Here is a 26,779-nt window from a genome sequence, read left to right as displayed (position 1 = left end):
GAATCTAGAATGCTTGTTTCAAGTTTACTATTTTCTATTTTTACGACTTTAGAATATTGGGGGGGCTATCTGTTAATTTTATAATGATAAATATATTAGGAATAAATAATATATATACCTAATAGATTTCGAGTTGCAGCGCGGCGGCAAGTGAACGAATCCCCAGGAGCATAGATAACGATGTGACTGGGGTGAGTGAAAGTAGCCAACAAAGCAGCAGCTTGAAAGATGAAGGGTATAAATTAATTATCATTGATATTCTTCCTATTATACCCAGAAACTTTCATCTCTTTAGAGATAAAGGTGTCGGCTTCAATTGAAGGCTTACTGAATGACCACCGATTAGATTTAGGTTTTATATTTATGATATTAGGGGCTGCGGCTATTTTCTGATAGTGAAGTTGCCATTGTTTTTCCCCTGGGTTAAATTTTAAGAATGCAAAACCATAGGTATTTTCCATAACTTTGCCATCAGCCTCGTGGTATCCATAATCGCGGAATTCCATTGCTGCAATCATACCCATTCCGTGATCAATATTCTGGTTATTATATTCAGCGTCTTCTTGACCACCTTGTACGTGCCGAACCCGGAGAATATCTTTATGCATTTTATCGACAACAAATGAACATCCACTGAAGCCTGGAGTAAAGACATACTGTGGATGGCGACTGAGATTGGGTTGTGCCGGGATATCAACATATCCTCCTTGTGGTGCCCAATAAGCTAAAATGGACATGTCTTTATCCGGTATTTCATTTTGCCAAGTATCGACAATTTTTAATGCGTTGAATGGCAGGGTTTCATCTGATGGTTTAATTTGTAGTGCCTTGAACACCAGATCTCCGCCTCCTTCTTTGTTATTTAAAATATCTTTTACTCCTTCCGACATTTTTATCTTTTGCGGATTAATTAAATCAGTAATAATCGGTTGTGAAGTCACGGCGCTTTCACTTAATATATCAGACATTGCTATGGGGCTGGTGTTATATTGTTTTTGCTCCGGGAGGGATGTAATAAAAGGTTGTGCACCTTTTATATTTCGTTCATCTCCTGTTCTTAATTTTTTCTCTAATTGTAAATCTAATCCTAATCCCAATGAACAGCTATTTATAGTATTATATTCGTTAGAATATATCGAGCGTTTTCCCGTTCTATTTCCTGAATGTTTAACTTCTTCACTGTATTTGTTGTTTGGCATATTATTACCTGTTAGTTTTTGGTTGGCGATTTACATGGGAATAAAATTAAACTCCAATTAATTTGTCAGAATTTTCTTCAACAATCAGAATACCTATGCCGTTTATCTTCACAACAGCTACCTGACTATTTTTCCACTCTGAGAGAATATTCTTTATTTTAGGTAAATAATCTGCATGGGTAACACCAGAAGCTTCAAGAATCACACTTCTGTTTTCCTGACTTTCATTATTGACTGTAGCGAATTCAGTAATCAGATTGACTTTAGCCAGTGCAAGACGAATATCTTCTGTGCCGCCTAAATTGGCGCATAATTTATTTGCCAGAGCTTGATTGATTTGTGAATTATCCAGATTGGGTTTTTGATCTACGGAAGTCGAGATTTGGCTAATCGGTGTCATATTGTCCTTAATATTTTGCAGTTTCATGGGTACGGTAATTGAATACATTAAGGAGAGGCGAGGGCGATTACCGAGCGCTTGCCAAAAGTTACCCAGACTGTTTAAGTTTTCCTGTTGTGGAATAATTCGGGTATAGGCACCGGGAATGCCGGTTAATTGACGGTTGTTAATTAATGTATTTAAAACTCGCGTCATTACTTGCGTGGCTTGGTTATTGGGCTGACTGTTTGGGTTGGAGCTGTCACTTGAGGGGTTATTAGCCTCCCAGTAAGTGATTAAATAATTACAATTGATATTGACCCATCCCGGTAATAATATGTTGGTTGCCGGGTTATAACGTCTTGGTTCGGCGGAACGTAATTGCAGATCTTCATGTATATCGTAAAGAAATACGCTTATTGTGGGTTCCGATTGAATGGCATTAATTTCGGGGAGATCAAAGCGGATATCAATCTTATTGCCGTTACTGTTTAAATATCGGGATAAAATAGTATTTAATGCGTTATTTACTTCAATAATCGCATTGTCAGAAGCAATTAGGATTGTCATGTTTATTCCAATTTTGTTAAATGTTTAGAAAACCAATCGGCCTGTTTTATTTAATTCAAGTGTGACGGCTCGATTTACATGTTTATTTTCGATTTGTTCACAGTGATCATTTTTTGCTAACATTGATGCTAATAAAGCAATATTTCTGATATTAGCACCGGTTAAATCAGCCCGTTTAGCCAAATGTTCAAGATCAAGTTCATCAGACAATGTAAATTGTTCCGGCCAAATGGCCTGCCACATTTTTTTACGTAATGTTTCATCAGGATAAGTAAAACGCGTAATAAAGGTGAAGCGACGATTAAACGCACTGTCTAAATGACTACGATTATTGGTGGCTAAAATCACCAATCCCGGATAATTTTCTAGTCGTTGCAATAAATAAGAAACTTCAATATTAGCGTGTCTGTCTTGGGCGTCTTTGGTTTCGCTGCGTTTGCCAAATAGGGCATCCGCTTCATCGAAAAATAGCACTCCGGAATCTGCTTCGGCTAAATCGAAAATGCGAGAGATATTTTTTTCCGTTTCACCAATATATTTATTCACCACGGTAGAGAGATCGACTTTAATCAGATCAACACTAAGATGCCCGGCAATCACTTCTGCGGCCATGGTTTTGCCGGTACCGGATTCTCCGTAAAATAGTGCGCTAATGCCGGTGCCATAACCCATTTTTTCCTGAAAGCCGGTAGCCAGAATTTGGTCACGATAATGAATAGCAGCAATAATTTCTTTTAATTGTTGCGCTAATGCGCCTGAAATGACTAAATCATTAAAGCTACGTTTGGGGGTTATTCGTTGAGCTAATTTGCCGAAATTTTGTTGAGCGCGGAAACTCAATGCTTTACGCAGATCGATTTCTGTTAATTGGCCTGCCGGTTGCCGTAAGATTTGGTATTGGTTCGCTTCTTGAAGAATTAGCGGTAATGTTTCGGCGGTAAATGAAAAACGTTGGCATAGCTGAGTAATATTGATTTCCTGAGCGATATTATCCGGTAAGCTTGCTTCCAACATGGTTTTCTTATCTGCCAGAGTAAGTGCGGGCATATCAATTTGCACCATTGGCAGATGTTTAATCCATATTAATGCGTCACTCGGTTCTACCAGACAAATTACCCTTAATGTTGGTTGGTTCAATAATGTAGATAACTCGTTGTGCCATATTCTCTTTTCCTCTGTCAGTAAAGAGAAGTTGCGGATTAATAAGCAGGCATCGTGTAACCTGACTTCCCGGACTGCATCCATCAGCAAGTTAGATATTGCTGCGGTGTTCTCTTCGTCCGGCAGACGAGCTAAATCCAGGGTTAAGGTATTAGTATCATGAGACGCCATAATATGACTGACAGCTAATTCTCTGGCGCTATCCGGTTTTCCTCTGAGTATGACCAGCGGGTGTATTTCATCGATTTCATTGAATAATATCTTTTCAAGTGAATGACAAAGAGTTTGTGGATACCAAAGATGTGAGGCCGGAGCATGCCAATAAGCACAGGTTGTCAACGGCGGTAAAATAACTTGTTGGCCTGATAAGCAATGCCAGACAGCGCTATGAGTTAGAAATTGGGTTTGTAGCCAAATAGACTCTTCGTGATTATTGAGCCGCAATAGTTGGTTATTGATTAACGGTGTTTGTGGTAAAAAGCTGTTTTGTAGTAATTGTCGGTCACTTTGGCATTGGCTAAATAATTCAATAGCTAAAGCAAAACTCGGCCACTGTTTTTTACTGTTACCGTGCAGAGCAGAAAATAATGCATGATAACGGTTATCGAAATGGGGTAATAGACCTAATAATAAAACATCTCGTTCAAATTCAGTGAGTTCAAAACGTTCGACTAATCGTGATAATGCATTGGGATTTCCTTCGATTTCAGGGACATTAATAATATCATCCTGTTTGGTTATCCAATGAGGAGTACCTTGTGGCTTTACCAAATGCTGCTCTAATTCATCTTCGGTAAGTAGAAAGCTTTCTGGTAAATAATTGTATTTTTCTCTGTTTTGGTAATAGTAATGCTGTAACCGCAGATCAATACGTTCCAGATGGGGATAAATCCAGCGTAATTCTGTCACCATATGGTGGTTATTTTTAAGTAAAGAGTTCATATAAACCTGTTAAATGTTTTGCCAGTCGATTAATAAAGCGCGATCCAGCCAGGGAAATTTTGCGATATTTAATGGCCACGGCCATTCAGTCAGCAATGCATCAAAGGGTTGTTGCTGAATGATGATTTTAATTTCCTGATCATTGATCCGTAATTCCCCCGGCCGTTGTAAGAACAGTTGGAGGACGTCATTACGGCTTAATTTTTTCCAGCCGGGAAGTTGAGTAATAACGGTATCCAGCCATTGCGCGGAGGAGACAAGCTCCTCCTGATGCAGTGGTTTATTTACTCTTGCGGATAATCTGCGGTTGATGGCATTCAATAAAGTGGGTTGCTTGATCGCCAAAAGTCGTTGTATACCGTGTTCAGATAGGCAGCTTTTTGCCAATAGCAATATCCATTGGTTCTCTATCTGTGCTAATTGATGAATAAGTCTATTAATCTCTTTATTATTGCTTATTGCCTCCAGTGTATTTAATTGGGGATCTTGTTGATATAAAGAGTGAATGAAATTCTCTGCATTAATGAAATTATTATCGCCAGATAAAGATAGCTTATTGATAAAATGACTGGATATTGATTTATTCAGTAGAATTTCTTCTTTATGATCGTTTATCTGATATTGGCTGAGTGCTTTATTTAGCTCCTCCTTAAGGCGAGCAGGAAACAATGAATTAAAATCATGGGAATTTATTTCACCAAGATTTAGCGCTAATGCCTCTAAAGAGATATCCTGATGAATGTTATATTCATCAAAGTATGAATTAAGTATTTTATGTATATTGGTCTGATTAAGCACGGAGCCATGCAATACTTTTTTAGCTACCTGTTGATTATTAGCCTCAATAGTAATGGTAATCCGATTTAACAGATTTGGCTCCGAAGTCATATTGATATTTCCTTGGTAATGAGTAAATAATAGGTAATTTAAAATTGTATTTGCGAAATAGAATTAAAGTTTCATAATAAAGGCTAATATGTAATAAGGAACTGTTATTTCATTTTTGTGATTATGTTCACCTATACTTCTCAAATTAATTTCATGATTGTGTTTTTCGGGACTATTTTCTCCTATCTCTCCATTGGAATTCAGAATTCCGCTTGAATAATAAATATATCGTTTATCGTTATGTTGTGCAGTGGGTACAGCCCAATCTCTCCAATCGGTAGTTATGTTGCCGTATTGACTAGCGTAATCTATATCCATAACTATTCCACTAAAGTGGTTATGGTTAGGTATTTGATTAATAGATAATGAGCACCCACTTGTGTAACCTTGAATATTTAATGAGGCTATTTCAGAATAGAAATTAAATGATTTTTCATTTTTATAACCTGAGACTGTGTTATTACTTTTTCCATTAATACCAGAGAAATTCCCACCTAGAATAAACCGATCAATTAAATTTGGTGTACCACTATTACCATCACACAGTGCCCATCCTGTAGGAACACTACTACCAGAGAACATCACAATCATTCCTTTGGGAAGTACTTTATTGAGATCAATGCTGACCCCACTTTTGTCTACCTTAATGCCATCACCAGCTTTGACTGATACTGTTTGGTTACCTACAATAATGCCATCACCCTGACCAACGGTTATTCCACCAGATTTGTCAACCAGTCCATCATTAAGTTCTACAGAGAAAATATTATTTTTTAGTCTTAATGAAGAATAACGGGAATCTTTAGTTTCCCCAATATTTAAACTGACACCGCTATCGTCTACTTTAATACCATTACCGGCTTTAACTTTTACACCTTCGTTAACTATTTCAATGCCGTGATGATTATCGACTTCAAGTCTATCGTTATTAATTCTCAATCCTCTGCCGTTATTGACTGCTAATCCGCTATTATCAGCTAATAAGCTTTTATTTCTGATTTTTACACTCACGCCATTTTTATCCGCCTGTAAGCCGCCGCTAGAGTTAACTTTTACCGCTAATCCACTACCATTATTCAGCACTAAGGCTGAATTTGGATTATCCGTCTGACCGGGAGCTTTACCAACAGCTCTGCGACCAATGTCAGCAATATTAATCAGGTCGGCATAATCGGTTTGTAATGGAATACTGCCTTCCTTAAAGCGTCTTTTTAAATCATCTGCTGATGGGCTATTTGATTTGGTATTTTCCACATTGGATAGATTAGGCTTTTTTTCCATTTTCATCACCTTATATATGATATTAGATTATTCTGATTTAAATATTTTGTAGATGTTTCTGTATAATTAAACAGGAAAAGATATTTAATATTAAAATAAATTTTTTGTGATGCTATATTAATTTGTTTTTATATGGGGTAAATTAATTTCTATTTTTTCTGTTATTTTTATTAATCATTGCATTTAGTTTTGCTATTCCTCCAGTATAAGGCACATATAATAATTGATCACTTTTTATGACTTCCTCGTTCCATTGATCTCCAGACTTACCAATTACCTCAATACGTTGCTGTTTAGTGGCAATTCGCATATTACCAATACCGGTTGCATCAGAAGGTAGGCGTCCCAAGGTTAAGGTTTCTAAAATATGGTATGCTTCGTCTCCTAAAGGGGCGTCATTGTTTTGCCAGCGTTTATAGCTGCTGGCAAAATCTTTAAAATGTTCCGGCGATAGCCAGTGAATAATCATTGAAATATGTGCAGGAAATTCAGCTAATATTTCTGTTTTCACCCAAGATTCCAATTTGTAAGGGTCAACTTTATCATTCTCAATTAACTGACGATTCACTATTACGCTGACCACAAATGAAAAGCGGTCGGCCAAAGCATATTTTTCACTGGAGAAGTACCAGCGATAGCGCCATGCTTCGGCCTCTTTTGGAAAGTTTTTATTCGGTGAGTCTTGGTTGCGTTTAATTAATATCTTGCCTTGAATACGATCAAATTTAACCACCCGTGCTTTGAGTTCATATTCAGGTGGTTCAGCGAGCACTGTACGAGGTGATATTTTTAGGGCTGGCTCAGAGGGGGTAATCACATATTTCAGGGTGATTTCGTCATTTTCTTCAATCATGGCCGGGAAGGGGCTTTGAGCATTGGAAGTAATCCAACGTTCATTTTCGGTAGTATTTTGATATGTGGCATCGGCATAAACCAATTGATAATCCATATCTTCCAACCACACCGGGCTATTTTGCCAACGCAGATTACCATCATTAAATTTCAGTCTTATTCTGTCTAGATTGCGTTCCAAATCGCTACTGTTACGGGTGTTAAGAGAGAATGAATCTCCTGACACTTCGGTGATCATTTGGCTCCGTAATATAAACTCTCTATCACCTTCAATAATAATCAGATTAATTACCTGACCTTGTAATAACCGACCCGCAATACCTTGCTGGGTGATGATGAGTTGATGATTGTTAGAGCCTGAATTCTCTTCAATTATCTTTAGATCGTCAGGTTTATGTTTATCATCGAATTTCGCATCGGGTTTTATCGGTAAAAGCTGACGATGCTCAATTAAATAGAAAGGCAGATGAGCCAGATCGGGTGTGTCGCTGAAACATTCTCCTCCCAAACCTAACCGGGCAGCGATTCGTTTCTGGAGTGCCGACACTTTATCAATCCGAATATTATTACGTTGATAGATGAGTTCCGGTTGTTGAGCCAGATAACCTTGCTGAGTAGACAGAAAGTCTTGGAAACCCAATAGTGAGTTTGATGTGAGTGGTCTGGCGGCAAGTTGAGCACCAAAATAGCCCAACAGATGATTCAGAATTGTCGCCTCTTTTATATAGTTTGATTTCTGAATTTGGTCATTAATATAGATTTGTGAATCGTGGCTTAGTTTGGCGGTTAATTTAGGAATGATCTGTTGATGAACACTATGGCTGACTGTACCCGTTTTAAAAGGCCACTGCACACCATGTACTGTTTCTCCCCGTTGTTTAAAGGCCAGTAATTTCGGTAATAGGGCCAGTTCAGCGCAGCCGTTAGCCAACATTTGTTCAAATGGTAGCATAAATTGGTGTAACTGCATTTGCTGTGGCGTAGGTTTACTGGTCTGCAATCCATAGCAAGCCGGTAATTTATTGCTTACCGGGTAATAATCCAGGACTTTACGATATTTCCCCCAGTGCAGTAATTCTGGCTGTGTATTAATCAGGGGTTCTGTAATAAGCTGTTTCTCTACATCTTGTTTAGCAACAGCAATTTTAACGCCCCCTTTGGCAATAATGGTAAGCGGGCTGTTTGCTGAGGTAATTAATGCCAGTGGATCGTTACCCCATAATCTGGGGTAATATCCCTGAGTGATTTTCCAGGACCAATTATCGTCCGACAATTGAGTAATAGTTTTGTCGTGATGAGCTAATGCCAGCCGGGTTACACGCTGAATACCTTTAATCGCTAATAATCGGTTAACCAGATGGCTGAGATTTAATACCGTAGCGCCGGTGTAATTTTTGGCTTGAGGTAATGTCGGTATCCAACCGTGATGTAAATAAGGGCCGGAAAATATCTCTTCATGATGGTAACCCTGATCTTTCATGACTTGAGTGGTATAACGTTCGGGTTTTGCCAGCACCATCTGTTCCGCCGTCATATAAACTTGGGCGAAAATATCGGCAAAATCGATGACGTTCTCTTCAAGTTCAATATCAATCTGTAAGGGGAGATCAGTAGGTTGCAGCCAGATAATATGACTGACGGATTCTCCTAGATTTCGATTGTCTTTGAGGAAAGTTTTCAGCCTCTTCTTAGCCAGTGTTTTATTAGTTTCAGTTTCCCGGTTAGGGAGTAAATAAAGCCAGTAATTTCCTCTCAGAGCTAATTGGCTATCTGATCCGGAGTTTTTAAAGCGATATTCACGTTTCTGTTTGTTATACCAATATTCATAGCGTTCGTTTTCAGGTTCACAAATCAGTTGGACATCATTAAAGAAAAAATAACCTTCATTGGTGTCATTAATTGTGTCACTGCTGTGCAGGTCTAGCAAAGCCCGGCGATAATCTTCCGCAGTGATGGGGCCACAGGTCAGTGTTTGTTGTGGACCGAATTCTTGAGGAAAAATGCCGTCGCCGAGTGTTTGGTCCTCTGGTCTTGGCGTAAGCAGATCTCTCAATGGTAATGTGTGGCGGTAGGCCAGATCGGAGGCGCCATAACAACAGGCTTCCAATAAGGTGATGCCGGGATCACTTTCACTGGTATTGCTCCAGCATTGGCCGGATTGTTGTTCAATAACCGTTTTGGCCTGAGTGAGTAAGGCATCGAAGGTAATATCGTCTTTGACGATGGGAAACAGGGCATCCTGATGACTCATTGGTTAACTCCTTGGTTTGAGGGACGCTGCTCTGGCCAGACTAAAATCAGCACTTCATTATCGGCGGCCTCGATACTTTTACCCACGGCGCCTGTGATTCGGTTAGCGATGGTTATGCTTAAGTCGGTGACGCGTTCTACCAGAGGCGATTGTTGGATCGTGGCTAACAACTGGTAGTAATCAATGCGATTACCGACTGTCACGCTGATAGCGCCATTTTCGCCCCACGGCATATATTTTCGGCTTAATTCTTGTTGTAGCTGATGATATCCGTAGTCGGGGTTAATACCTGCGATAAAGGTCACTTGGTAGTTCACATTAACGTCAATGTAAGTGGGATTGCTGATCTCAATGATTGCCCAAGGGCTGCTGAGTTGTTTGATCCATTCGACCATCTCTGCCAGCCGAGCGGGGTTTAACGTTGGACGCAGCGCATCATCGTTATCTTTGTAACGGCTGTCAGGGATCACAATCAGTTGCTGTTTTTCCGGTGCCGGAATTTTGGTTAATTCACTGGCAGAAGGGTATTTGACATCAAACAGGCTGATAAATTGCTCTTTTAATAAGGTGACAATGTTGCCCCAACTCAGCGCCCGATTACGGTGAGACAACCGAGCCGGGAGCCGTGTCAGGAAGGCTGGTTCGGTTTCTGGCGGGCGACCGTTCCAGGATACCCAGGGTTGAGTTATTTCATTGATTGCAACGGATGAGTTCACCGGCTGTTTAATGCTGCCGGCAGCTAATCCATTTAGCAAGTGATCCGACTCAATGGTTTCCGCGTTAATGAGAGTAGCGGTTATAGCGTTATACAACAGTCCTTTAATTCTTGGATAATTAGGCGGTTTTTCACCAGATACCGTTGGTACCATCTCAGCTTTTAGCCAGTATTTATCTGTTGGCATTAGAGAGGTTTGATTTGAAGCGTTTTGTGGTAACAACGTTCGCAAAGTTCCCCGATCAAATAGGTTGCGAGTTTGGTCGTGAACCCGTTGAGTTAATGACTGCCATGTATTGTCTTTATTAAGATAAAACCAGGATATGGAGAATTGCTCAAAGCCGTCTAACTGCCAGTACAGAGATAAAGTTTGCCCCGGTAATACATCGGTAAAGCCTAAATAGAATGTATTATTGGCGAGTGACGATATATTTGCTTCTCCCCAATTTATGGCGGTAGATTGAACTTTGACATCATGGGATGTTTCGCTAAAAAGTTTAATACCGTTTTCAGGTAATTTAATATTATCCGAGTGGCTTAATATTATTGCCGATTTCCAGTCGGTGTTATCTTTCCGATGCCAACGCAGATCGGTCAATTTTCCTTGATTCGCTAATAGATCGGTATCTGATGCATATTGTAACGGATTTCCGGCGCTATTCTGTCCGGCATCAAACAGGGTCCCTTTTGGGATAAGATATTCTGCATTATCTGTATTTAAGGTAATGCTTAAAGCAACGCTATCCGCTTGAGCGCTTTTTGGTTTTAGACCTAATAATTCCCGGTAATAAAGATTACGGTGCCGGGCCGGAAAGGTATTTAATAATCGATTAGTTGTTTCTAATAACGTTAAAAAAGCCAAAATAAAAGCTTGATGGGCAGGTAATAGGCCATCGGCTTTATTAGCGTTTTGGTAAATATCCGCTAATTGTTGAGGATGATTTTCCTGAATAAAATAGAAATTGTCCCAGAACTGATTTTTGTCTTGATCGAAAGGGATGTTTTCAGCGTAGGCTTTAAGCCAGTTTAAAATATCCAGCGTACTTCTTTCATCAAGTTTAAACGCCGTATCCGGCACAATAGCAGAGAGTTTATTATCTAACTCGGCCTGTCCCATATTTATACCACCTGTTTTTAAAGGTTAAGATTAAAGGCGTTATTTATCCGGCAGTGACCGCATATTGACTGGCGATAAAACGGCCTTTGCCCATGCTGGGTGCTGTCACATCCGGGCCACTCGATGGATTATTGGCTGGCTGTGTCGGGGTGAAACGGGCGATAAATTGTTGCCCGACGACAATCACCGTGACTGGGCTACGGCAGAAGTTTACCTGCTGGCTAGCATCCCATTGAGCAATGGTGACCATCCCCATGCCGGGTACCGGGTGGCTCGGAGTAATATATTGCGCTTGAAGTTGCACCTTTTTTTCATCACCTACGATGACGATCTTTTTGCCCTGAATTTGGGCGTGTCCGCTGCCCCGGATGGTTGCTGGCCCCAGAATGGTGACTTGCCGGTTGCCAAATAACGGCTCGAACAGCAAAGTGTCGCCATCCACCACCAGTTGTTTGCTCATAGGCTCACCTGTACCCGGCCTTCATTAACTTCAAGGGCGCCTTCAATTTGCTGGTTGATTTCGCTGCCTCTCAGGATATAAGTGACCTGAATATGCAGGGTATTGGGCACGTCCGTTCTCTGGTTCACTTGGATCTCGCCGATATCGGCGCGGGGTTCATAACGTAATACCCGTTCTTCAATCCGAGTGTGAATTTCGGCCATCATTTCGTCACGGATATTGGCAAACAGATAATCGCTCAGGCCGCAACCATAATTCTCACGCATAATTCGTTCACCGGGTTCAGTAAGAAAAAGAATTTTCATATTTTGGCGCACGTTTTCGGCCCCTTCCGCCATGGTGATGCCGGTGGGTATTTCAGGATGCGCACTATCTTTAATAGAAAATTGTGGTGGAAAGGCCCAACCCCGACCGTAAATATTGGTTAATACTTTGTTGGTTAATACTTTGTTTGTCATCTCATTACCTTATTATTGGGTTAAGTTAATCTTCGCACCTTTAATATCAACCCCGGATTTCCCTGAGGCGGATAGAGATTTATTGGCCTCTATTTTAATTTCCTGAGCGTTGGTAATAAGATTCTTGTCGGAATTAAGCGTGATATCTTTATCCTGTTGCAGAGATAAGGTATGTTTTCCGCTATTCAATGCGAGGGTTTTATCTTTATTATTAAAGATTAATGCCTGCTGATTTTCCCCTTGTTTAATCACTAAGGTTTTCACCGGATTTTTTTCACTCGGTTCTAACGGTGCTTTGTTTTTAGGATTGTGCATGGAACCTAATATCACTGGGAAGCGGGGATCACATTCAAAGAAGCCAATAATCACCTCATCCCCCGGTTCAGGGTAGAAGCAGAAGCCGCTTTCATGACTAGCGTAAGGTTTACCCAAGCGGGCAAAAAGGGTGCCATTGGTTAAGTTTAAAGCCGGTATTTTGACCGGAATGCGTCCCAGTGACTGGCTATCTCGCTGATATTTTTCCACGATCCCGACATGCAACTCTTTCGCCTGCGGTACAACTTGCTCTGTTTCCGGTAATAGCCCCAGCGTTAGCCGAGTACGCCAGCCTTGCCGTTGATTGATGGTCTGACTGACACCGGTGATAATCGCCTGACCATCCATCCCTTGACCAAAGCCGTTTAACGCCAGCACATCCCCCGGTTGATAACGGTTATCGCCTTCGACCTCGAAATTACCGGATACGTTATGACTTCGGCGGTTATTCAGGATGCCTTGAGCCAGTTGTTTGGCCTGTTCATTGTCCAACGGATGGCTGAAAACCCATTGCCATTGTTGGTTGGTCAATAATGTCAGGCTGTCTGTGGCGAGTTGATTGCGACCAAGGCCGCTGCTTGTTACCTGATGGGTTGGAGATAGCTTTTGTTGGGCGATATCCCAGGATTGTACATTCACTGTTTTGGGGCTGCGTTGGTTATCCCATTGCAAATTCGCCTCAAATAACACTGCATCCTGATGGCGAGCTCGTTGGTGGAGGGTATGTACGGTTGACCGATTCAGTGATTCCGGGGTGACCAGTGTCACGCTATCGTTGCCGGGCAATAACCAAGTATGGGTTGCGAACAGCCGGTTTTTTAGCAAAGCCCAGTCATTACAGCGAAACTGCACCATTTGCTCATGCACCGTTTTAAGCTGAGGGGCTTGTTTTATCGTGACAGGGATACCCGCTTGGCTAAACAACTTCTTGATAATCGCCTCATCACTCTGTTTGTTGAACAGTTGCGAGTGGAAGTTGTGAGTTAATTTTTGCAACGCATGCTTGGCGGTCAAAGTAATGATGCTGTCCTGACCTTTAAGCCCCAATGTTTGCCGAACGATGATCCCTTTAAACACCACGGTTTTTTCGATTTGCACAATCAGTTCATGACTGGGGCGGCAACTTGTCAGTTCAGCTTGTGCCTTGGCATCAAAAATATGGCTGGTATCACCGGCGATCCCCAAAGTGATATTAGCCGAGGGAATGCCATTAATGTGATGGTTAACGGTCAGACTGATAACCGCAAATTGATTGAGGGCTTTGCCACCGATTTTGAGCGTTATCGTCGGTATCTTCATGCTTCCCCCTGTGCTTGCAGCGTTTGTCCGGGGATAAAGTCATCAAGATTATCCAGACCGTTTTGCCAGGCCAGCGAGAGATAATCAATCCCACCCGCCAAAGACGCTCCGGCGCCTAAGGCGATCAATGGCAGGGAGAGCATATCCGTTACGTTAACCGCAGTCGCCGGGGGCGATTTTAATTGCTGCTCGGTGGCTTGAATAACCAAGCTTTCGTCCGCCACCAGAGATAGGGTTGCGCTGGCCCGCAACGGTGTGGCATCCCGGTCGAACAGGGTGTAATGAATGCTGAGGCCACTGGCGCGGCAGGCAAAATAGCCTTTGTTTTCCCAACGCATTTTGCCCCATTTGATGTTAAGAAAGTGGGGAACGTGAGTACTGGCATCCACGGCACATAAGGCTTTTAGCGTTGCCAGTTGGGTTTCTACCGGGGTGTGATTGCCGGGCATGGTGGCATCAAATAACAGGACTAATGACAGACCCGCCGGTTGGGATAACACATAGCGGCTGCTTTGGTTGGTACTGTTAATGCTTTCATCTTGCTGATAACGGGTTTGATAATCGAGCTGGATGGCATCAGGGTTATACATTGCCTGTAAGCTGCCGACGGAGATTTTCCCCTCGCGGTCCTTGAAGGCAGTGAGGGTGAGTCTGGATAGGCTGCGTTCAATTAAGCTCATAATGGCCTCCTGTTTCACGCAATGCGTCTAACACTGCTTGTTTCACTTTCTCAATCAGGCGGGCGTCATCCAGCGCTTGCTGCGCTAATGTTGGTGGCGCGACCGGGTGACTCGCTGAATCGGTGACTTTAGCCTGAATAATCAACTCCTTAATTTCGACGGTCATGCTTTCACTCCTAACCAGCGCATATCCTGATAACGTAATTCCAGCGCATTCACCAGCACCGTATTGCTATTGGCATCAAGGTCGCCGGTGGACCAGCGAACCGGCAGAGCGTTACTTAATGTCCAACTGGCTACGGGAACTGAATGTTCATTCAGTAGCATGATGACCACATCGGCATACACTGCTTTCTCGCCGCGCAGGACGCGATCAAACACCCAAGTCAGCGGCGTGACGGTCATAACACCGCGTTCCAGTACCAAGCTACCGTGCTGGATCTTCTCGGCTAGCCAAACGTTTCTGGCATTTTCTCCGCCCTGGCTGTGTTGGGTGGTTTGCAGTTCACGGCTGAGTCCCGATATCCGTTGGAAAGCAATGTCGAGAGGGCTAGGAATATTGTTAAACAGAAAACTGGCGATAAAACGGTGTGACACCGACGGGGTGTATAAATTGTTCATATTTTGCCCCTGTTTAATGAGTGATCCCGGTACGGGTATCAAATGTCAGATTCAACTCGATAAATTCCGCCGGCATTAACAGCGCCAACCTGATCTTCATGATCATTTTCCCTGCCCGCAGATCCGCTTCGCTCATCGATTCGTCAACCCCCAGTAACACCTCAAATGCCTGATCTTCCTGAGTACCGCGCAGTCCGCCATTTAGCCATAACTGACGCAGCCAGTTGTAAGCCTGACCTTTAAACTTCATCCAGGTGATGGCGTTATTAGGTTCAAACACAAAGGCCCGGCCCAGTTGAGTCATATGGGCTTCGATATAGGAAACCAGACGGCGCGTCTGGATATAGCGCCAGGGGGAACCGGGAGTGTTGTCCAGCGTGCGGCATCCCCAGATCCTTGTCCCTTTGCCGGGGAAGCTGCGAACCAGATTCAACGAGGCGCTATCCCGATTAAACAGGGTATCGGCTTCAATGTGAGAGCGTATTGGGCTGATCACCTTGGCTAACGCGACGTTGGCGGGGGCCTGCCAGACCGCCATTTGGTTATCGTTACGCTGGATGATGGCGGCCACCGCCGCAGTCGGCGAAAGGACAACAGGCTGATTTTGTTCCTGATAGGCACTGTTCACTCTTGGCCAATATACCGCTCCCCACTGCCGATCGTTGGAAGAGAACTGCGTTAAACATTCAGCGGCCAGTGCGGGATCATCGGGGGCATCCAGCAATCCCATGATACCGCGTCGGCACTGGCAGAGGTTAAGTACGGATTGCCAAAACTGTAGCCAGACTTGAACTTTATCGCTTTGATTGATTTCTGAATTAGGATTGTTCATCTGATTCAGATAGACAATATCGGGGACCACAATCAGCGTGATAGCACTCTGTGCGGAGATCGCTTGTTCAACCCAATCTTGTTGTAGGGTAGTGGTCAATGATTGAAAATCGTCTCGTGGTTTATCAGATCCTAGCGACAGTACATAGGCTTGCTGACCGCCGTTGTCAAAAAAGTGACGCACGGAATAGTATGTTAATCCTGATTCACCAAATGACAGGGTAAAATCGGCCAGGCTATTGAGTTTGATGGCGGTTTTATCATTGGCATGGTTATTTTCAGCAGGTTGGGTATAGCCGATAAAAACGGGTATACCGACAAATGCCTCATCTGGTTTCTGAGATATCAGGTTCTCCGTGATGGTGACGCCGGGCTGTGTTATTTCCATTCTTGTTTCCTCAATAGAACAGGCGCGGCGAACCACGCCTCAGTAGGGTTACTGTGTTACATTTTGCGAAAATTGCAGGATAATAAATTCAGCCGGACGGACCGCCGCCATGCCAACCTTGACCACCATTTTGCCTTGTTTAATGTCAGTGTCGGACATGGTGAGACCTTGACCAATTTGCACAAAGTAGGCTTCCTGTGGGCTATTACCGGCCAGTGCACCTTGTTGCCAGAGTTGATGGAGATAGTTGTCAATCGCTGACCGGACTCGTTGCCAGGTAGGTTGGCTGTTGGGTTCAAAAACGGCAATTCGCATTGCCTGTTTGATATCCCGTTCTGCCGCATTAAATAAACGCCGAACCGGAATGTAGCGCCAGTTGTCATCATCTTGCAGAGTGCGAGTGCCCCAGACGACAAAACCTTTGTTGGTGAAATAGCGAATAGCATTGATACCTTTTTGATTCATGGTGCCTTGCTGATCTTCGCTGAGTCGATCCGCTACATCACTGATTCCGCTCAGCACCACGTTAGCGGGCGCTTTCCAGACGCCACGGCTGGCATCGGTGGCACAATAGACCCCTGCCATAACTGCGCTGGCGGGAATGATGTTTTTGTTATCAGTAATTTTTTGTTTTATTTCCTCGATAACTTGCTCATAGAGTTTTAAGTTTTGCTTTTTGAGTTCCGCCAGATTGGTAACTTTTGCATCCTGATAACCTGACACCGTGATGCTACTCTCTTCCACCTGAATAAGTTGTGAGACTTTAACCGCGGGATAATAAGTCGCGGTTTGTGATTGGGGGCTAATGTTGAGTTTGGTTTCTTTATCCTGATTGTCAGCGATAAGAAAATATCCTGCTGTTAATAAAGGGGTCAGGCTGCCATATATTGTGCTCTGATAAGAAGAATCCTGTTCAGGGCAGACGATCAAGGTAATTTCTAACGCCTGCTCAATTAACTCAGGGATTAATGCCAGAGTTTTAGCATCTTCCGGGTTAGCAATTGGCAGGATATAACAAGGTCCGCCACCATTTTGGAAATAAAGTTTTAAAGCATCACTACTGGTTGTATAGGTGACGGCAGTTATATTGTAAGAATGACTGTTATTTTTATCGTCTGTATCAAGCGTAATCTTTTGGGCAGCAAAAGTTTCTACATTATCTTTATCTTTGGTTTTTACGTTGTTCTCGGTTTCTACATTGTTTTTGGCTTTTGTATTATTTTTGGTTTCTGTATCGCCTTCGCCTTTTTTGGAAACGGGAGGGGAAGGTGGTGGATTAGGTGTAGTGGCAGTTGATTTAACTGCTACCGACGTAATACAACCCACATGAAACTGGTTAGTGAAATCCAACCAGCTACTCATGCGTGTTATTTGTGGTGTTGTGCTGGTTTTTTTCGGTGAGAAACGGCCAATAAAAACCGGGATTGCGGTGTTCCCTTGGCTAACGGAAAGCGCCAGTGATGCATCTTCTTCAATATAGACGCCAGGATAAGTTGGTGTTGTTGGCATGCTGCCTCCCATTATTGAGCAATATTTTGCGTAAACTGCAAGATAATAAATTCGGCGGGACGAACCGCCGCCAGACCCACTTTGACGATCATTTTGCCCTGATTGATATCGTCATCGGTCATGGTGGTGCCTTTACCGATTTGAACGAAGTAAGCCTGTTCAGCTTTATTGCCCATCAGTCCGCCTTGTTGCCAGAGGGTATGAAGATAGTTATCGATAGTGCGGTGGACGGCTTTCCAGGTCGGTTGGCTATTGGGTTCAAATACCATCGCTCTCATGGCATTTTTAATATTTTGCTCTGCGCTGTTAAACAGGCGGCGGACCGGGATATAGCGCCAGTTATCGCTGTCCTCAAGTGTTCGAGCACCCCAAACCAGCGTACCGCTCTTAGGAAAGGTACGGATCATATTTAGCGCTTTACCTTGGTTGTATTGCGTTTGCAGATCATCGGTGACCGGATATTTAGGTTGCAATCCCCCTTGAATAGCCACATTAGCGGGTGCTTGCCAGACACCCCGATTGTTATCGACACTGGCATAAATACCGGCCATCACGGCACTGGGTGGAATATCAATGGCGGCTTTATTTTCTCCCCATTTAGCGGTCAGCCAGGGGTAATAAACTGCGCCGTAAGGAGTAGAGGAATAAGATTTGAGAACTTTTTCTGGTTCTTTTATATCGGTATCATTTTGCGGGCCATCAAAAATAGCAAATAATCCTTTGCCCGGCTGACAAAGTGTACTTACTGCATCTTTAATTTCTTCGCCGGCGGCAACCAGTAATGTCACATCATCAAGTTTTGGCACTTGTGTTTCTAAGTCTTGAGTTTTGACGAGATAGCAATATCCACCGCCGTTAATAAAATAAGCACGCAGTGAAACGTCAAGGATATTCTTGGGATTAAACAGCTCGCCTTTTTTTAGTGTCAAATAGTTCATCCAATTACTAACACGAATATAGGATTTATCTGATATTAATGCATTGTCGTTTGCAACAGCAAAGACAGGCACTGCCGTTGCACTGGCGCGGACAGAGAGGGCGGGTGAAGCGTCTTCTTCAATATAAACGCCGGGATAGGTTGGTACTGTTGGCATGTTGCCTCCAATTATTATGCAATATGTTGAGTAAACAGCTTTATAAATGAGTTTTAAGCCGCTTGAATGGTGACTCGATCTGCTGTCAGGCTAATTTCCTGAACAGCAACTTCATTGCTGGTGGCATCAAAAGCAGGAGCGGTTAATGAGGTTGGGAAGGCATTTGCCACGTTCCAGGTCATTAAAATTTCAGTGCCGGCTTCGTTAGTCAGGCTAATTGAAATATCTTTTTTCTCGACCCGATTAAGTTGGATGGAATTAAGCCAATCAAAAAGTTTAGTATCACCGGAGAAGACACCTTTACGCAGGGTAATATTGATCGCCTGACGTTGGCCGGGCATTTTATAATAATTGCCTGTACCGTCTTTATATTCGATAACGTCATGAGAAATATCGAGCCCGGAAACGCTATTAAAGGGGACTTTTTCATCACCGATTGAGACAACGAAGCGGTAAGTAGGGATAGGATATTCAACAGCGATTTGTTCTGGAGTTGTAGACATAATTTTTCCTTTGTGAATTATTGATATTTAAGAGACAAGAAAGCAGCTATCACCTTGTTTTTACTAGCATTGATCTATGGGTATAGCTACCGCAGCAACCTGACAAAGAGGTTATTATTCATACTGGTAAAATTTGCCTGATAACTATTTAGTTCATTTTTAATAAAGCGGCATGATTATAAGTAATGAATCTTTAGAGGGAATATTAATTAATAATGAAGGGTAATTATTAGTTGGTATGGCAGAGGTTAACCATTTTAGGTATTGGCGCGATTTTATTTGGTTTTAGGGGTAGGGAAATTATGAATGGAGAATTATTTTCTGTTTCATCGATTGATTTATGATCAAAAAATATATTAGGTATAAATAAGAACAAAAATGCCGATTTTGAATATCGGCATTTTACTGTAAAAGAGAAGATTAATTTAATGCTTTAACGCTTCAATTTTATCCCGGCTCAGTCCAGTACTGGTGACAATAATATCCAGGCTGACGCCATGCCGTAATAAGGCTTGAGCCGTTTCCACTTTACCTTTCTCTCGGCCTAGTTCAATACCTTCCTCTCGGCCTTGCTCAATACCTTCCTCTCGGCCTTGCTCAATGCCTTCCTCTCGGCCTTGCTCAATACCTTCCTCTCTACCTTCTGTTCGGCCTCGCTTAAGCCCTTTTTGTTCAAGCTGTTCTGCAATAGTCATCAACATCGTTTCATGCTCCGGAGATCGTCGCTTCAGTCTGACCGGTTTCAGCTTCGCCGGGTAAACGTAAAAGTCCCCTGTGTAGCCATCACCTTGAATAAGAAAAAAAATGCCGATTTTGAATATCGGCATTTTGCTGTATGAAGAGAAGATTAATTTAATGCTTTAACGCTTCAATTTTATCCCGGCTCAGTCCAGTACTGGTGACAATAATATCCAGGCTGACGCCATGCCGTAATAAGGCTTGAGCCGTTTCCACTTTACCTTTCTCTCGGCCTAGTTCAATACCTTCCTCTCGGCCTTGCTCAAGCCCTTTTTGTTCAAGCTGTTCTGCAATAGTCATCAACATCGTTTCATGCTCCGGAGATTGTTCAATCAGTTGATGGACAAATTGGGAGAGATCCAGCGTATGTCCATTCAGTAAAATATAGCGTAACACCACATTGCGCTGCTCGGCTGTATTATACCCTGCATTCAAGAGTTCCACCAATTGGGGGACCCATTCCAGCATATCCCGGCAGCGGATGTGTTTTTGCACCAACTCCATCAAGGCAACCCCTTTATGTGTCAGGATTTCTTCATCGCTGAGCATACTGACGTCTACCAACGGAAACGCCTGACGGTATAAGCGAGCAGCCTGTTCAGGGAGCGTAAAGCAATCCAGCCACTGGTTTGAGTAAGGATAAGGACGAACCTCACCATGATAAAACAGCAGAGGCGCTACCAAAGGGAGTTCAATATGGCCTTTTTTCAGGTGAGCCGCCATGGCTGACATGGCATAATACATCAGCCGCCAGGCCATCAATGGGTCAGGAGTGGACTGATGTTCAATCAGACAATAGATATAGCCTTGTCCTCGAACTGTTTCAACCGAGTACAGCACATCACTGTGCAGTTGACGTAAATGCCGGTCCACAAAACTGCCAGGCTCCAGTTTCAATGTGGCTAAATCACACAACGACTGGATCTCTTCGGGCAGATAAAGGGATAAAAACTCCCTAGCCGTTTCGGGCTGCGTTAAAAAATGCTTGAATAACGCGTCATGGTGAGGCTGTTTTTCTTTCTTTGCCACAATTCGTTTCTCTATCTTATCAGTTAGTCATCGCCACTCATTGTCAACGCTATAATATCTCTAGAAAACCCGCAACCAAGTTACAAAAAACATTGTTTCAGATTTTCTCAGGAAAATCTTTACCGAATGCATTAATATAAGAGCCTAAAGAATCAAATACCAGAAAAGAAAAAACGAGGAAACATTATATTTACAACAACTACTCAATGAAAGTTATTTATTTAAGTAAGTTTTTAACTTACATTCGCATAATAATAACCATTTTATCAAAACATCGATTACTTATATTTACGTTAATATTGGATGTTCAGAACGCAAAAATTTAACTGAATTCCCTTCAGATGATCTATTATTTTGAAATGTTACTTAGGAAGCAACAAAACCTTTGCTTCATTGAGCTTTCATTTTATCAATTTACTTCTGTACATTTTGCTGTTGCTGACTGGAATGATAACGTACTACAGTATTTGGTTTATTTGGACTGCTAATTCGTTTTGGGGGCCTGGTAATGAATACCGAGATTCCTTGTTTTTAAATAATATTATTATTGCGCGTTTTCCTATTGGTATCTTTAATGGCAGGTTCGGTTTTATTTTTAAGATGATGATTCCTCTGGCATTAATTGCGAATCCTGCTGCTATGGTGTTAATTGGAAATATTTGATGGGAATTAGGGATAATGTCGGTTTTCATTTCGCTTTTTTTCTTAACCCTATCATAAGCCAGAACGTATCGAGATTACGTCACAATCTCTTGTAAAACAGACCACGCGGTGGTTTGAAAGGTAAAACGCTTTAATGGGATTCTTCTTGAAAAAATGAGAGCGTAAAAATGCTCTATCTTCTGTCAGTGAGTCTGTACACTATTATGCTATTCCTCAATAATAGGATTATTTGCTTTTTTTATTTCTTCTTTTATTGCCGGAAGCAATACGAGTTTGTATCTCCTGCTGGGATAACGGTGTTGTCATGGGTGATATTCGTGATGTAATATCAAAAATATTTCTATCATCGAATTCAGGATTGTTAATAAATGGAAAATACCCGACAGGAACAGTCAGTCTCCCTCGGTAATCACATGACTACATCTTATTCTTTACTTGATATTGAAACTAATGTAAAACCAGACATTAATGGTTAAGTTGTTTGCACATAATACCATTTAATGGCTGATTTTAAGTTGATAATAAAACCAGACTAGCCGGATTTTATTTTTACATTCTACTTTTTCCTCTTTTTCATATGTTTTTGATAGCATTGCTGATGTATCTAGATATAAATCCATAACATTCTCAATGCCATATATTCCCCAAAAACTGGCGAATGATGTAATGAAGCTAGTCGGCGTTATCATATCTATTATTTTCATCGTTATAATGAAAATCACAGAAGCCGCTATGATGTATTTTATAAAAGATAAAGTTTTCTTCATCAGTTCACTTTGATTGTTCCATATGCTTTGAGTGATGAGCTAGGAATAGGTATCATTGTACTTAATTCAGCGATAAGCTGGTATTGCCATAATTTTTTCTTCCTCTAATTGAATATTAATAACGAAGCTTCATGTCTACCAATCAAGTGAAACTTATAGCGTCAATCACAATCAGTAAGACAATAACAGATTCGAATAGTTATCGAGACTTACTACATTGTTTAGTAACCAATAGCGACACAATTATCCCTTATATAGTTGTTGTTCGCCATCTTCCATCCTTTCCTGTAACTCTCTCTGGTTGATGTTCCACACCAAATCCTTTGGCATTAGGACTCGAACGTCTAAAGGCAATGTTCACTAATTTTCCCATATTCCCGGCAATTAAACTGGCATCTCCAGCCAATTTCTTACCATTAATTTTCTGGTTACTCAGTACTGTACTTTTGCTAGTTTCACAGTTTCCGATAATTCAAGGCTCTAAGAATTTCATCTGACAATGATTTCGATTCTACTGCTTGATGGAAGCCTTCTTCTGGATGAATCATAGAAACAAGTCTGGTTTTTATGACTGGCTTACCGTCAAAGTAAATAAACAACTCTTTCCCTAAGTTTCTTGCTAAAAAAAGTTTGAACCGGTCACTACAATTCAGTCCTTTCTTAACCTTAATAAAAATGTTATTGGCATTCACAGCTAAATCATCACCGACTTCTCCTACAGGAAGAGCTTGTTCTATACAAGGTTTGGATAAATGAAATGTTTCATTACCTGCGATGTAATCAAGAGAAAGTGGTTGTTTCTGTAAAACGCATCCTGTAAGACTAAGAACAGTAGACAGTATAAGAATTAATTTAGTCATTCAGTTTGCCCTCATTGTTGACATTAGTATTCTCAATTATAGCTACCAAAATAAGTTATTTTATGCAAGTTATTTCTGTCCTTCTTCGGTTTGATTAATTAAGAGCGGGTAAATTTATTAAAGAGGTATGGTTATGAGGATTTCGGGACATTGCTACCTTAAAAACCAGATTGAGTTCCTTCAATGTGATTGACTATTTTGTAAAGCTATTTCGAGGAGACAAGCTCCTCTCTGGTTATTAATTAATAGATAATTTAAATCTATATTCGTGGAATGGAGTTAAAGTTTCATAATAAAGGCTAATAAATAATAAGGCGGAATTACATCAACGACTTTCTGGTAGGCATTTTTATTTTTCTCTTTGAGTTGCGTCAGATTTTTGACTGCATCTGGTTTTGTTGTTGCATCTTCATAACCTGAAATGGTTGTCGCACTCTTTTCTGCTTGAATTTTTACTGCGGGATAATAGGTTGCAGTTTGTGAAGGTACGTTAGCGCTGATAGCGGATGTTTTATCCTGATTGTCAGCGATAAGGAAATAGCCATCATTCAATAATGAAGGTGTCAGATTGTTATATATTTTGCTCTGGTAATCAGAATCTTGTTCAGGGCAGACGATTAAATGTGTGTGGCTTGTGGCGTTGCGCTGGTTTTTTTCGGTGAGAAACGACCAATAAAAACTGGGATTGCCGTATTTCCCTGGCTAACTATTTTTATTAGTCATGAATTATGGGTATAGCTACCGCAACAACCTGAACTTAAAAGGTTATTATCCATGACAAATATTTGTTTAGTGATTTATTTAAATCACTTGTAGTTAAATAGTGAAATTATAGATGATAAGGTATACATATAATTTTTTTATGATTATCATTAATTAATAGGGAGCGCAAGATGAATTTATTAATGATGTTACATATCTACATATTTATATTGTTTTTGTAATTCATGCAGGGTAATTAATAGAGTTATTTTCTATTTAGCTGGATTAACGACTTAATTATATATCTTTATCTGATCAACTTATGATCATTATGTGTATTTCCTTCTGTTATTTAAAAGATGAGGTTGGTATTATTTTGCTTTAATTGAGTATTTAATTCCCTATTCCTTTCTCAATAGATAGCGAGCAAGAATTCGCTGTCGGCATTTAAAAAAACCTTGGTTAATGAAAGGTGTTTTTCCTTAGTAAAAAGCAGTTTTGCATACCCCATTTTTACAAAAATGTGATCTGTGACAGGCTCGGTACAACAGTAAGTCTTAACAACAAGTTAATTTTATATATAAGAAATATTTATTTATTATTATTTTCAGCTAATTGACAGAATAAAATTCATTGATTTTTTAATAGGCTATATCATCAGTTTTAATCGATATTCACGATGGAAATTAAAATTTTTGATAGTTTTTAACGATCATTTGTATGATTTTTGAACGTTTTAAACAATTTTATTTTTCAAATTGTAACCTATAGCATTGGTTTCAGTTTGAAATATTAAAGTATTTTAAATATTTTTATGTATGTTATTATTGCGTTAATATTTTATTTCATTTGGTGAGTATGTGAGTGGTAATGCGTCTCTTATTTTGATTTTGGAGTGATTAGCATGAATAAGAAAGTCAATGTACTGCGTGGCGCCAGGCGTCAATCAGGTTTTACGCTGATTGAAGCATTGGTTGTGATGATTGTTGGTATTGTGATATTGGCAGCCGCCGCAGCCGGGATTGGTAAGTTATTTCGGGCTTCGGAAATCTCAACCGAATCGTCGAATATTACTCAGATGGCCGCAAATTTGAAGTCAATTAAAAATGGCGCCAAAGGCTATGACAGTTTGGATAACAAGATTGCCATTAATTACAAAGTCGTTCCCGCCAATATGACTCAGGATGGTAAGGCCGGGATTATTTTTAATAGTTGGAATGGCAAAGTCATCATTTCTCCGGGAGATGCCACTGCTCAGACCTTTAAGATTGAGTATCAAAATGTGCCTGATGAGGCTTGCCAGCAACTTTCGCTGAAATTGCGGGTTGCGGGTTGGTCGAAAATGACCGTGGGTGGTGGAAGTGGGAAAGGGCAGCAATCTGGTATAGAAATTAAACCAGATTCGACTTTGGCACAAATTGAATCGGCATGTAATGCCAATGATGCAAATACCGTGACGTTTGTTTCCGCCAGTTAGGACATTGATTTTAGAACATGGATTGTTTTGATGTGGTATGTGGCTTGGCAGGCTTGGTGAAGGCTTCTCAAGCTGCATTTTCTTGGTGAGGGAAGTCGCCGGTTTCTCTGGTTTTGTTGTTGTTTCCCTCATTTAATGTGGTTCGCTGTGTGCTGAATCTGCCGGGAGATCATCATGATGATAGGGTGGCTGCAATCTTCTACCGGGTGTTTGGTCCTGGCGTCAGGGTTGCTAGGGCTGTGTGTCGGAAGTTTTCTTAATGTGGTGATCTGCCGCTTGCCGATGATGCTTTTCTCTGAAATCAATGACTCTGAAATCAATAGCGAGGCTGCCGACTTTAATCTCTATTTTCCCCGTTCCCATTGTCCACGTTGCAGCCACGTGTTAGCGGCTCGCGATAACATTCCCCTGTTGAGTTATTGGTACCAGAAAGGGCTCTGTCGATACTGTAACGGCACGATTTCTATACGCTATCCACTGGTTGAAGGCGCGGTAGCGGTACTCTTTTCTTTACTGGCTTTGGATCTGGGTTGGAGTTACTCGTTGTTAGGGTTATTGGTGCTGAGTTCGATGTTGATCGCACTGGCCGTCATTGATTTCGAACATATGCTGCTACCTGATCAACTGACACTTTCTTTGCTGTGGCTAGGGTTGCTGTTCAATCTGTATTCCGCCGGATTTGTGGCATTACCTTTGGCCGTCAGTGGCGCGGTTTGTGGATATCTGTTTTTCAGGCTGGTGGCGTGGATTGCCCGGCAATGGGTCCAGCGTGACGCATTGGGAATGGGAGATGCTAAATTTCTGGCAGCGCTTGGCGCCTGGTTGGGAGTGGAAGCGCTCCCATTAATGATTTTGCTTGCAGCAAGTTTCACACTAATAAGTTATCTGACGATTTGGCGACTATGCAGAATGAAAACGGCGCCACAGATACCTTTCGGCCCAGGTCTGGCAGTCGCTGGATTGATTATGGCGCTTTTCAATAGGTAGCCAGGCATGAGTAGGCCGCGGTGAAGTCCCCTTGGGCGGGATC

24 protein-coding genes and 1 pseudogene are annotated in these 26,779 nt (G+C 41.6%); 3 read left to right on the top strand and 22 right to left on the bottom strand.

The window, feature by feature from the left end; genetic code table 11:
- Positions 1-242: 242 nt before the first annotated feature.
- From D3222_RS08640 to D3222_RS08550, 19 genes and pseudogenes are all read right to left on the bottom strand, one after another.
- Positions 243-1,199 carry a hypothetical protein gene (locus D3222_RS08640; protein WP_118985793.1) on the bottom strand — a complete coding sequence of 319 codons (957 nt, stop codon included), beginning with the start codon at positions 1,197-1,199 and terminating at the stop codon, positions 243-245.
- 46 nt (positions 1,200-1,245) lie between these two features.
- On the bottom strand, positions 1,246-2,148 hold the full coding sequence (locus D3222_RS08635) for a DUF4255 domain-containing protein (protein WP_118985792.1): 903 nt from the start codon (positions 2,146-2,148) through the stop codon (positions 1,246-1,248).
- 24 nt (positions 2,149-2,172) lie between these two features.
- Positions 2,173-4,251 carry an ATP-binding protein gene (locus D3222_RS08630; protein ID WP_118985791.1) on the bottom strand — a complete coding sequence of 693 codons (2,079 nt, stop codon included), beginning with the start codon at positions 4,249-4,251 and terminating at the stop codon, positions 2,173-2,175.
- Positions 4,252-4,260: 9 nt separating this feature from the next.
- On the bottom strand, positions 4,261-5,139 hold the full coding sequence (locus D3222_RS08625; protein ID WP_118985790.1) for a contractile injection system tape measure protein: 879 nt from the start codon (positions 5,137-5,139) through the stop codon (positions 4,261-4,263).
- 63 nt (positions 5,140-5,202) lie between these two features.
- Positions 5,203-6,420 carry a tail fiber protein gene (locus D3222_RS08620; RefSeq protein ID WP_118985789.1) on the bottom strand — a complete coding sequence of 406 codons (1,218 nt, stop codon included), beginning with the start codon at positions 6,418-6,420 and terminating at the stop codon, positions 5,203-5,205.
- Positions 6,421-6,562: 142 nt separating this feature from the next.
- Positions 6,563-9,523, bottom strand: coding sequence for a hypothetical protein (locus tag D3222_RS08615; protein WP_118985788.1), 2,961 nt, complete (start codon positions 9,521-9,523; stop codon positions 6,563-6,565).
- Positions 9,520-11,355: a hypothetical protein gene (locus D3222_RS08610; RefSeq protein ID WP_118985787.1), complete on the bottom strand. Its 1,836-nt coding sequence runs from the start codon at positions 11,353-11,355 to the stop codon at positions 9,520-9,522. The genes D3222_RS08615 and D3222_RS08610 overlap by 4 nt, the downstream gene beginning before the upstream one ends.
- A gap of 43 nt (positions 11,356-11,398) precedes the next feature.
- On the bottom strand, positions 11,399-11,815 hold the full coding sequence (locus D3222_RS08605; protein ID WP_118985786.1) for a hypothetical protein: 417 nt from the start codon (positions 11,813-11,815) through the stop codon (positions 11,399-11,401).
- Positions 11,812-12,273, bottom strand: a complete 462-nt coding sequence (locus D3222_RS08600; RefSeq protein ID WP_118985785.1) for a GPW/gp25 family protein — start codon at positions 12,271-12,273, stop codon at positions 11,812-11,814. Before D3222_RS08600 ends, D3222_RS08605 begins: the two co-directional genes overlap by 4 nt.
- A 12-nt stretch (positions 12,274-12,285) precedes the next feature.
- A complete protein-coding gene (locus tag D3222_RS08595; protein WP_118985784.1) occupies positions 12,286-13,887 on the bottom strand; it encodes a phage baseplate assembly protein V in 1,602 nt (533 codons plus the stop codon).
- On the bottom strand, positions 13,884-14,567 hold the full coding sequence (locus D3222_RS08590) for a CIS tube protein (protein ID WP_118985783.1): 684 nt from the start codon (positions 14,565-14,567) through the stop codon (positions 13,884-13,886). Before D3222_RS08590 ends, D3222_RS08595 begins: the two co-directional genes overlap by 4 nt.
- Positions 14,554-14,733 carry a DUF5908 family protein gene (locus tag D3222_RS08585; protein ID WP_118985782.1) on the bottom strand — a complete coding sequence of 60 codons (180 nt, stop codon included), beginning with the start codon at positions 14,731-14,733 and terminating at the stop codon, positions 14,554-14,556. The genes D3222_RS08590 and D3222_RS08585 overlap by 14 nt, the downstream gene beginning before the upstream one ends.
- Positions 14,730-15,188 (bottom strand): phage tail protein, encoded by a 459-nt coding sequence (locus D3222_RS08580; RefSeq protein WP_112876577.1) that lies wholly within the window; start codon positions 15,186-15,188, stop codon positions 14,730-14,732. The genes D3222_RS08585 and D3222_RS08580 overlap by 4 nt, the downstream gene beginning before the upstream one ends.
- Positions 15,189-15,201: 13 nt before the next feature.
- Positions 15,202-16,407, bottom strand: coding sequence for a phage tail sheath C-terminal domain-containing protein (locus D3222_RS08575; RefSeq protein WP_118985781.1), 1,206 nt, complete (start codon positions 16,405-16,407; stop codon positions 15,202-15,204).
- A 48-nt stretch (positions 16,408-16,455) separates the two neighbouring features.
- Positions 16,456-17,916, bottom strand: a complete 1,461-nt coding sequence (locus D3222_RS08570) for a phage tail sheath family protein (RefSeq protein ID WP_118985780.1) — start codon at positions 17,914-17,916, stop codon at positions 16,456-16,458.
- Between the two features lie 11 nt (positions 17,917-17,927).
- Positions 17,928-19,010 carry a phage tail sheath family protein gene (locus D3222_RS08565; RefSeq protein ID WP_118985779.1) on the bottom strand — a complete coding sequence of 361 codons (1,083 nt, stop codon included), beginning with the start codon at positions 19,008-19,010 and terminating at the stop codon, positions 17,928-17,930.
- A 53-nt stretch (positions 19,011-19,063) separates the two neighbouring features.
- Positions 19,064-19,513, bottom strand: a complete 450-nt coding sequence (locus D3222_RS08560) for a phage tail protein (protein WP_118985778.1) — start codon at positions 19,511-19,513, stop codon at positions 19,064-19,066.
- 425 nt (positions 19,514-19,938) lie between these two features.
- Positions 19,939-20,247 (bottom strand): annotated as a pseudogene (locus D3222_RS08555) (ISNCY family transposase); the annotation flags it as partial.
- Between the two features lie 118 nt (positions 20,248-20,365).
- Positions 20,366-21,280 carry an Rpn family recombination-promoting nuclease/putative transposase gene (locus tag D3222_RS08550; RefSeq protein WP_118985777.1) on the bottom strand — a complete coding sequence of 305 codons (915 nt, stop codon included), beginning with the start codon at positions 21,278-21,280 and terminating at the stop codon, positions 20,366-20,368.
- Between the two features lie 354 nt (positions 21,281-21,634).
- Between D3222_RS08550 and D3222_RS08545 the strand changes: the two genes are divergently transcribed.
- The gene (locus tag D3222_RS08545) at positions 21,635-21,943 is read left to right on the top strand and encodes an ABC-2 family transporter protein (protein ID WP_339367456.1); all 309 of its coding nucleotides are present in this window, start codon (positions 21,635-21,637) and stop codon (positions 21,941-21,943) included.
- Positions 21,944-22,440: 497 nt separating this feature from the next.
- On the opposite strand, the gene D3222_RS08540 is transcribed toward D3222_RS08545, so the two are convergent.
- From D3222_RS08540 to D3222_RS08530, 3 genes are all read right to left on the bottom strand, one after another.
- Complete coding sequence (locus D3222_RS08540) at positions 22,441-22,710, bottom strand: hypothetical protein (RefSeq protein WP_118985776.1); 270 nt, start codon at positions 22,708-22,710, stop codon at positions 22,441-22,443.
- Positions 22,711-23,165: 455 nt separating this feature from the next.
- On the bottom strand, positions 23,166-23,570 hold the full coding sequence (locus D3222_RS08535; protein WP_118985775.1) for a hypothetical protein: 405 nt from the start codon (positions 23,568-23,570) through the stop codon (positions 23,166-23,168).
- A gap of 279 nt (positions 23,571-23,849) precedes the next feature.
- Entirely contained in the window at positions 23,850-24,122 is a 273-nt protein-coding gene (locus D3222_RS08530) for a hypothetical protein (protein WP_232832452.1), read from the bottom strand.
- 1,054 nt (positions 24,123-25,176) lie between these two features.
- Between D3222_RS08530 and D3222_RS08525 the strand changes: the two genes are divergently transcribed.
- Positions 25,177-25,749 (top strand): type 4 pilus major pilin, encoded by a 573-nt coding sequence (locus D3222_RS08525; protein ID WP_118985774.1) that lies wholly within the window; start codon positions 25,177-25,179, stop codon positions 25,747-25,749.
- 174 nt (positions 25,750-25,923) lie between these two features.
- Positions 25,924-26,736: a prepilin peptidase gene (locus D3222_RS08520; protein WP_118985773.1), complete on the top strand. Its 813-nt coding sequence runs from the start codon at positions 25,924-25,926 to the stop codon at positions 26,734-26,736.
- Positions 26,737-26,779: the final 43 nt, after the last annotated feature.

This window comes from Photorhabdus sp. CRCIA-P01, assembly GCF_003545805.1.
GTDB lineage: Bacteria > Pseudomonadota > Gammaproteobacteria > Enterobacterales > Enterobacteriaceae > Photorhabdus > Photorhabdus antumapuensis.
Note: the sequence above shows the minus strand (reverse complement) of the source record. Positions and strands in the feature narration are given on the sequence as shown.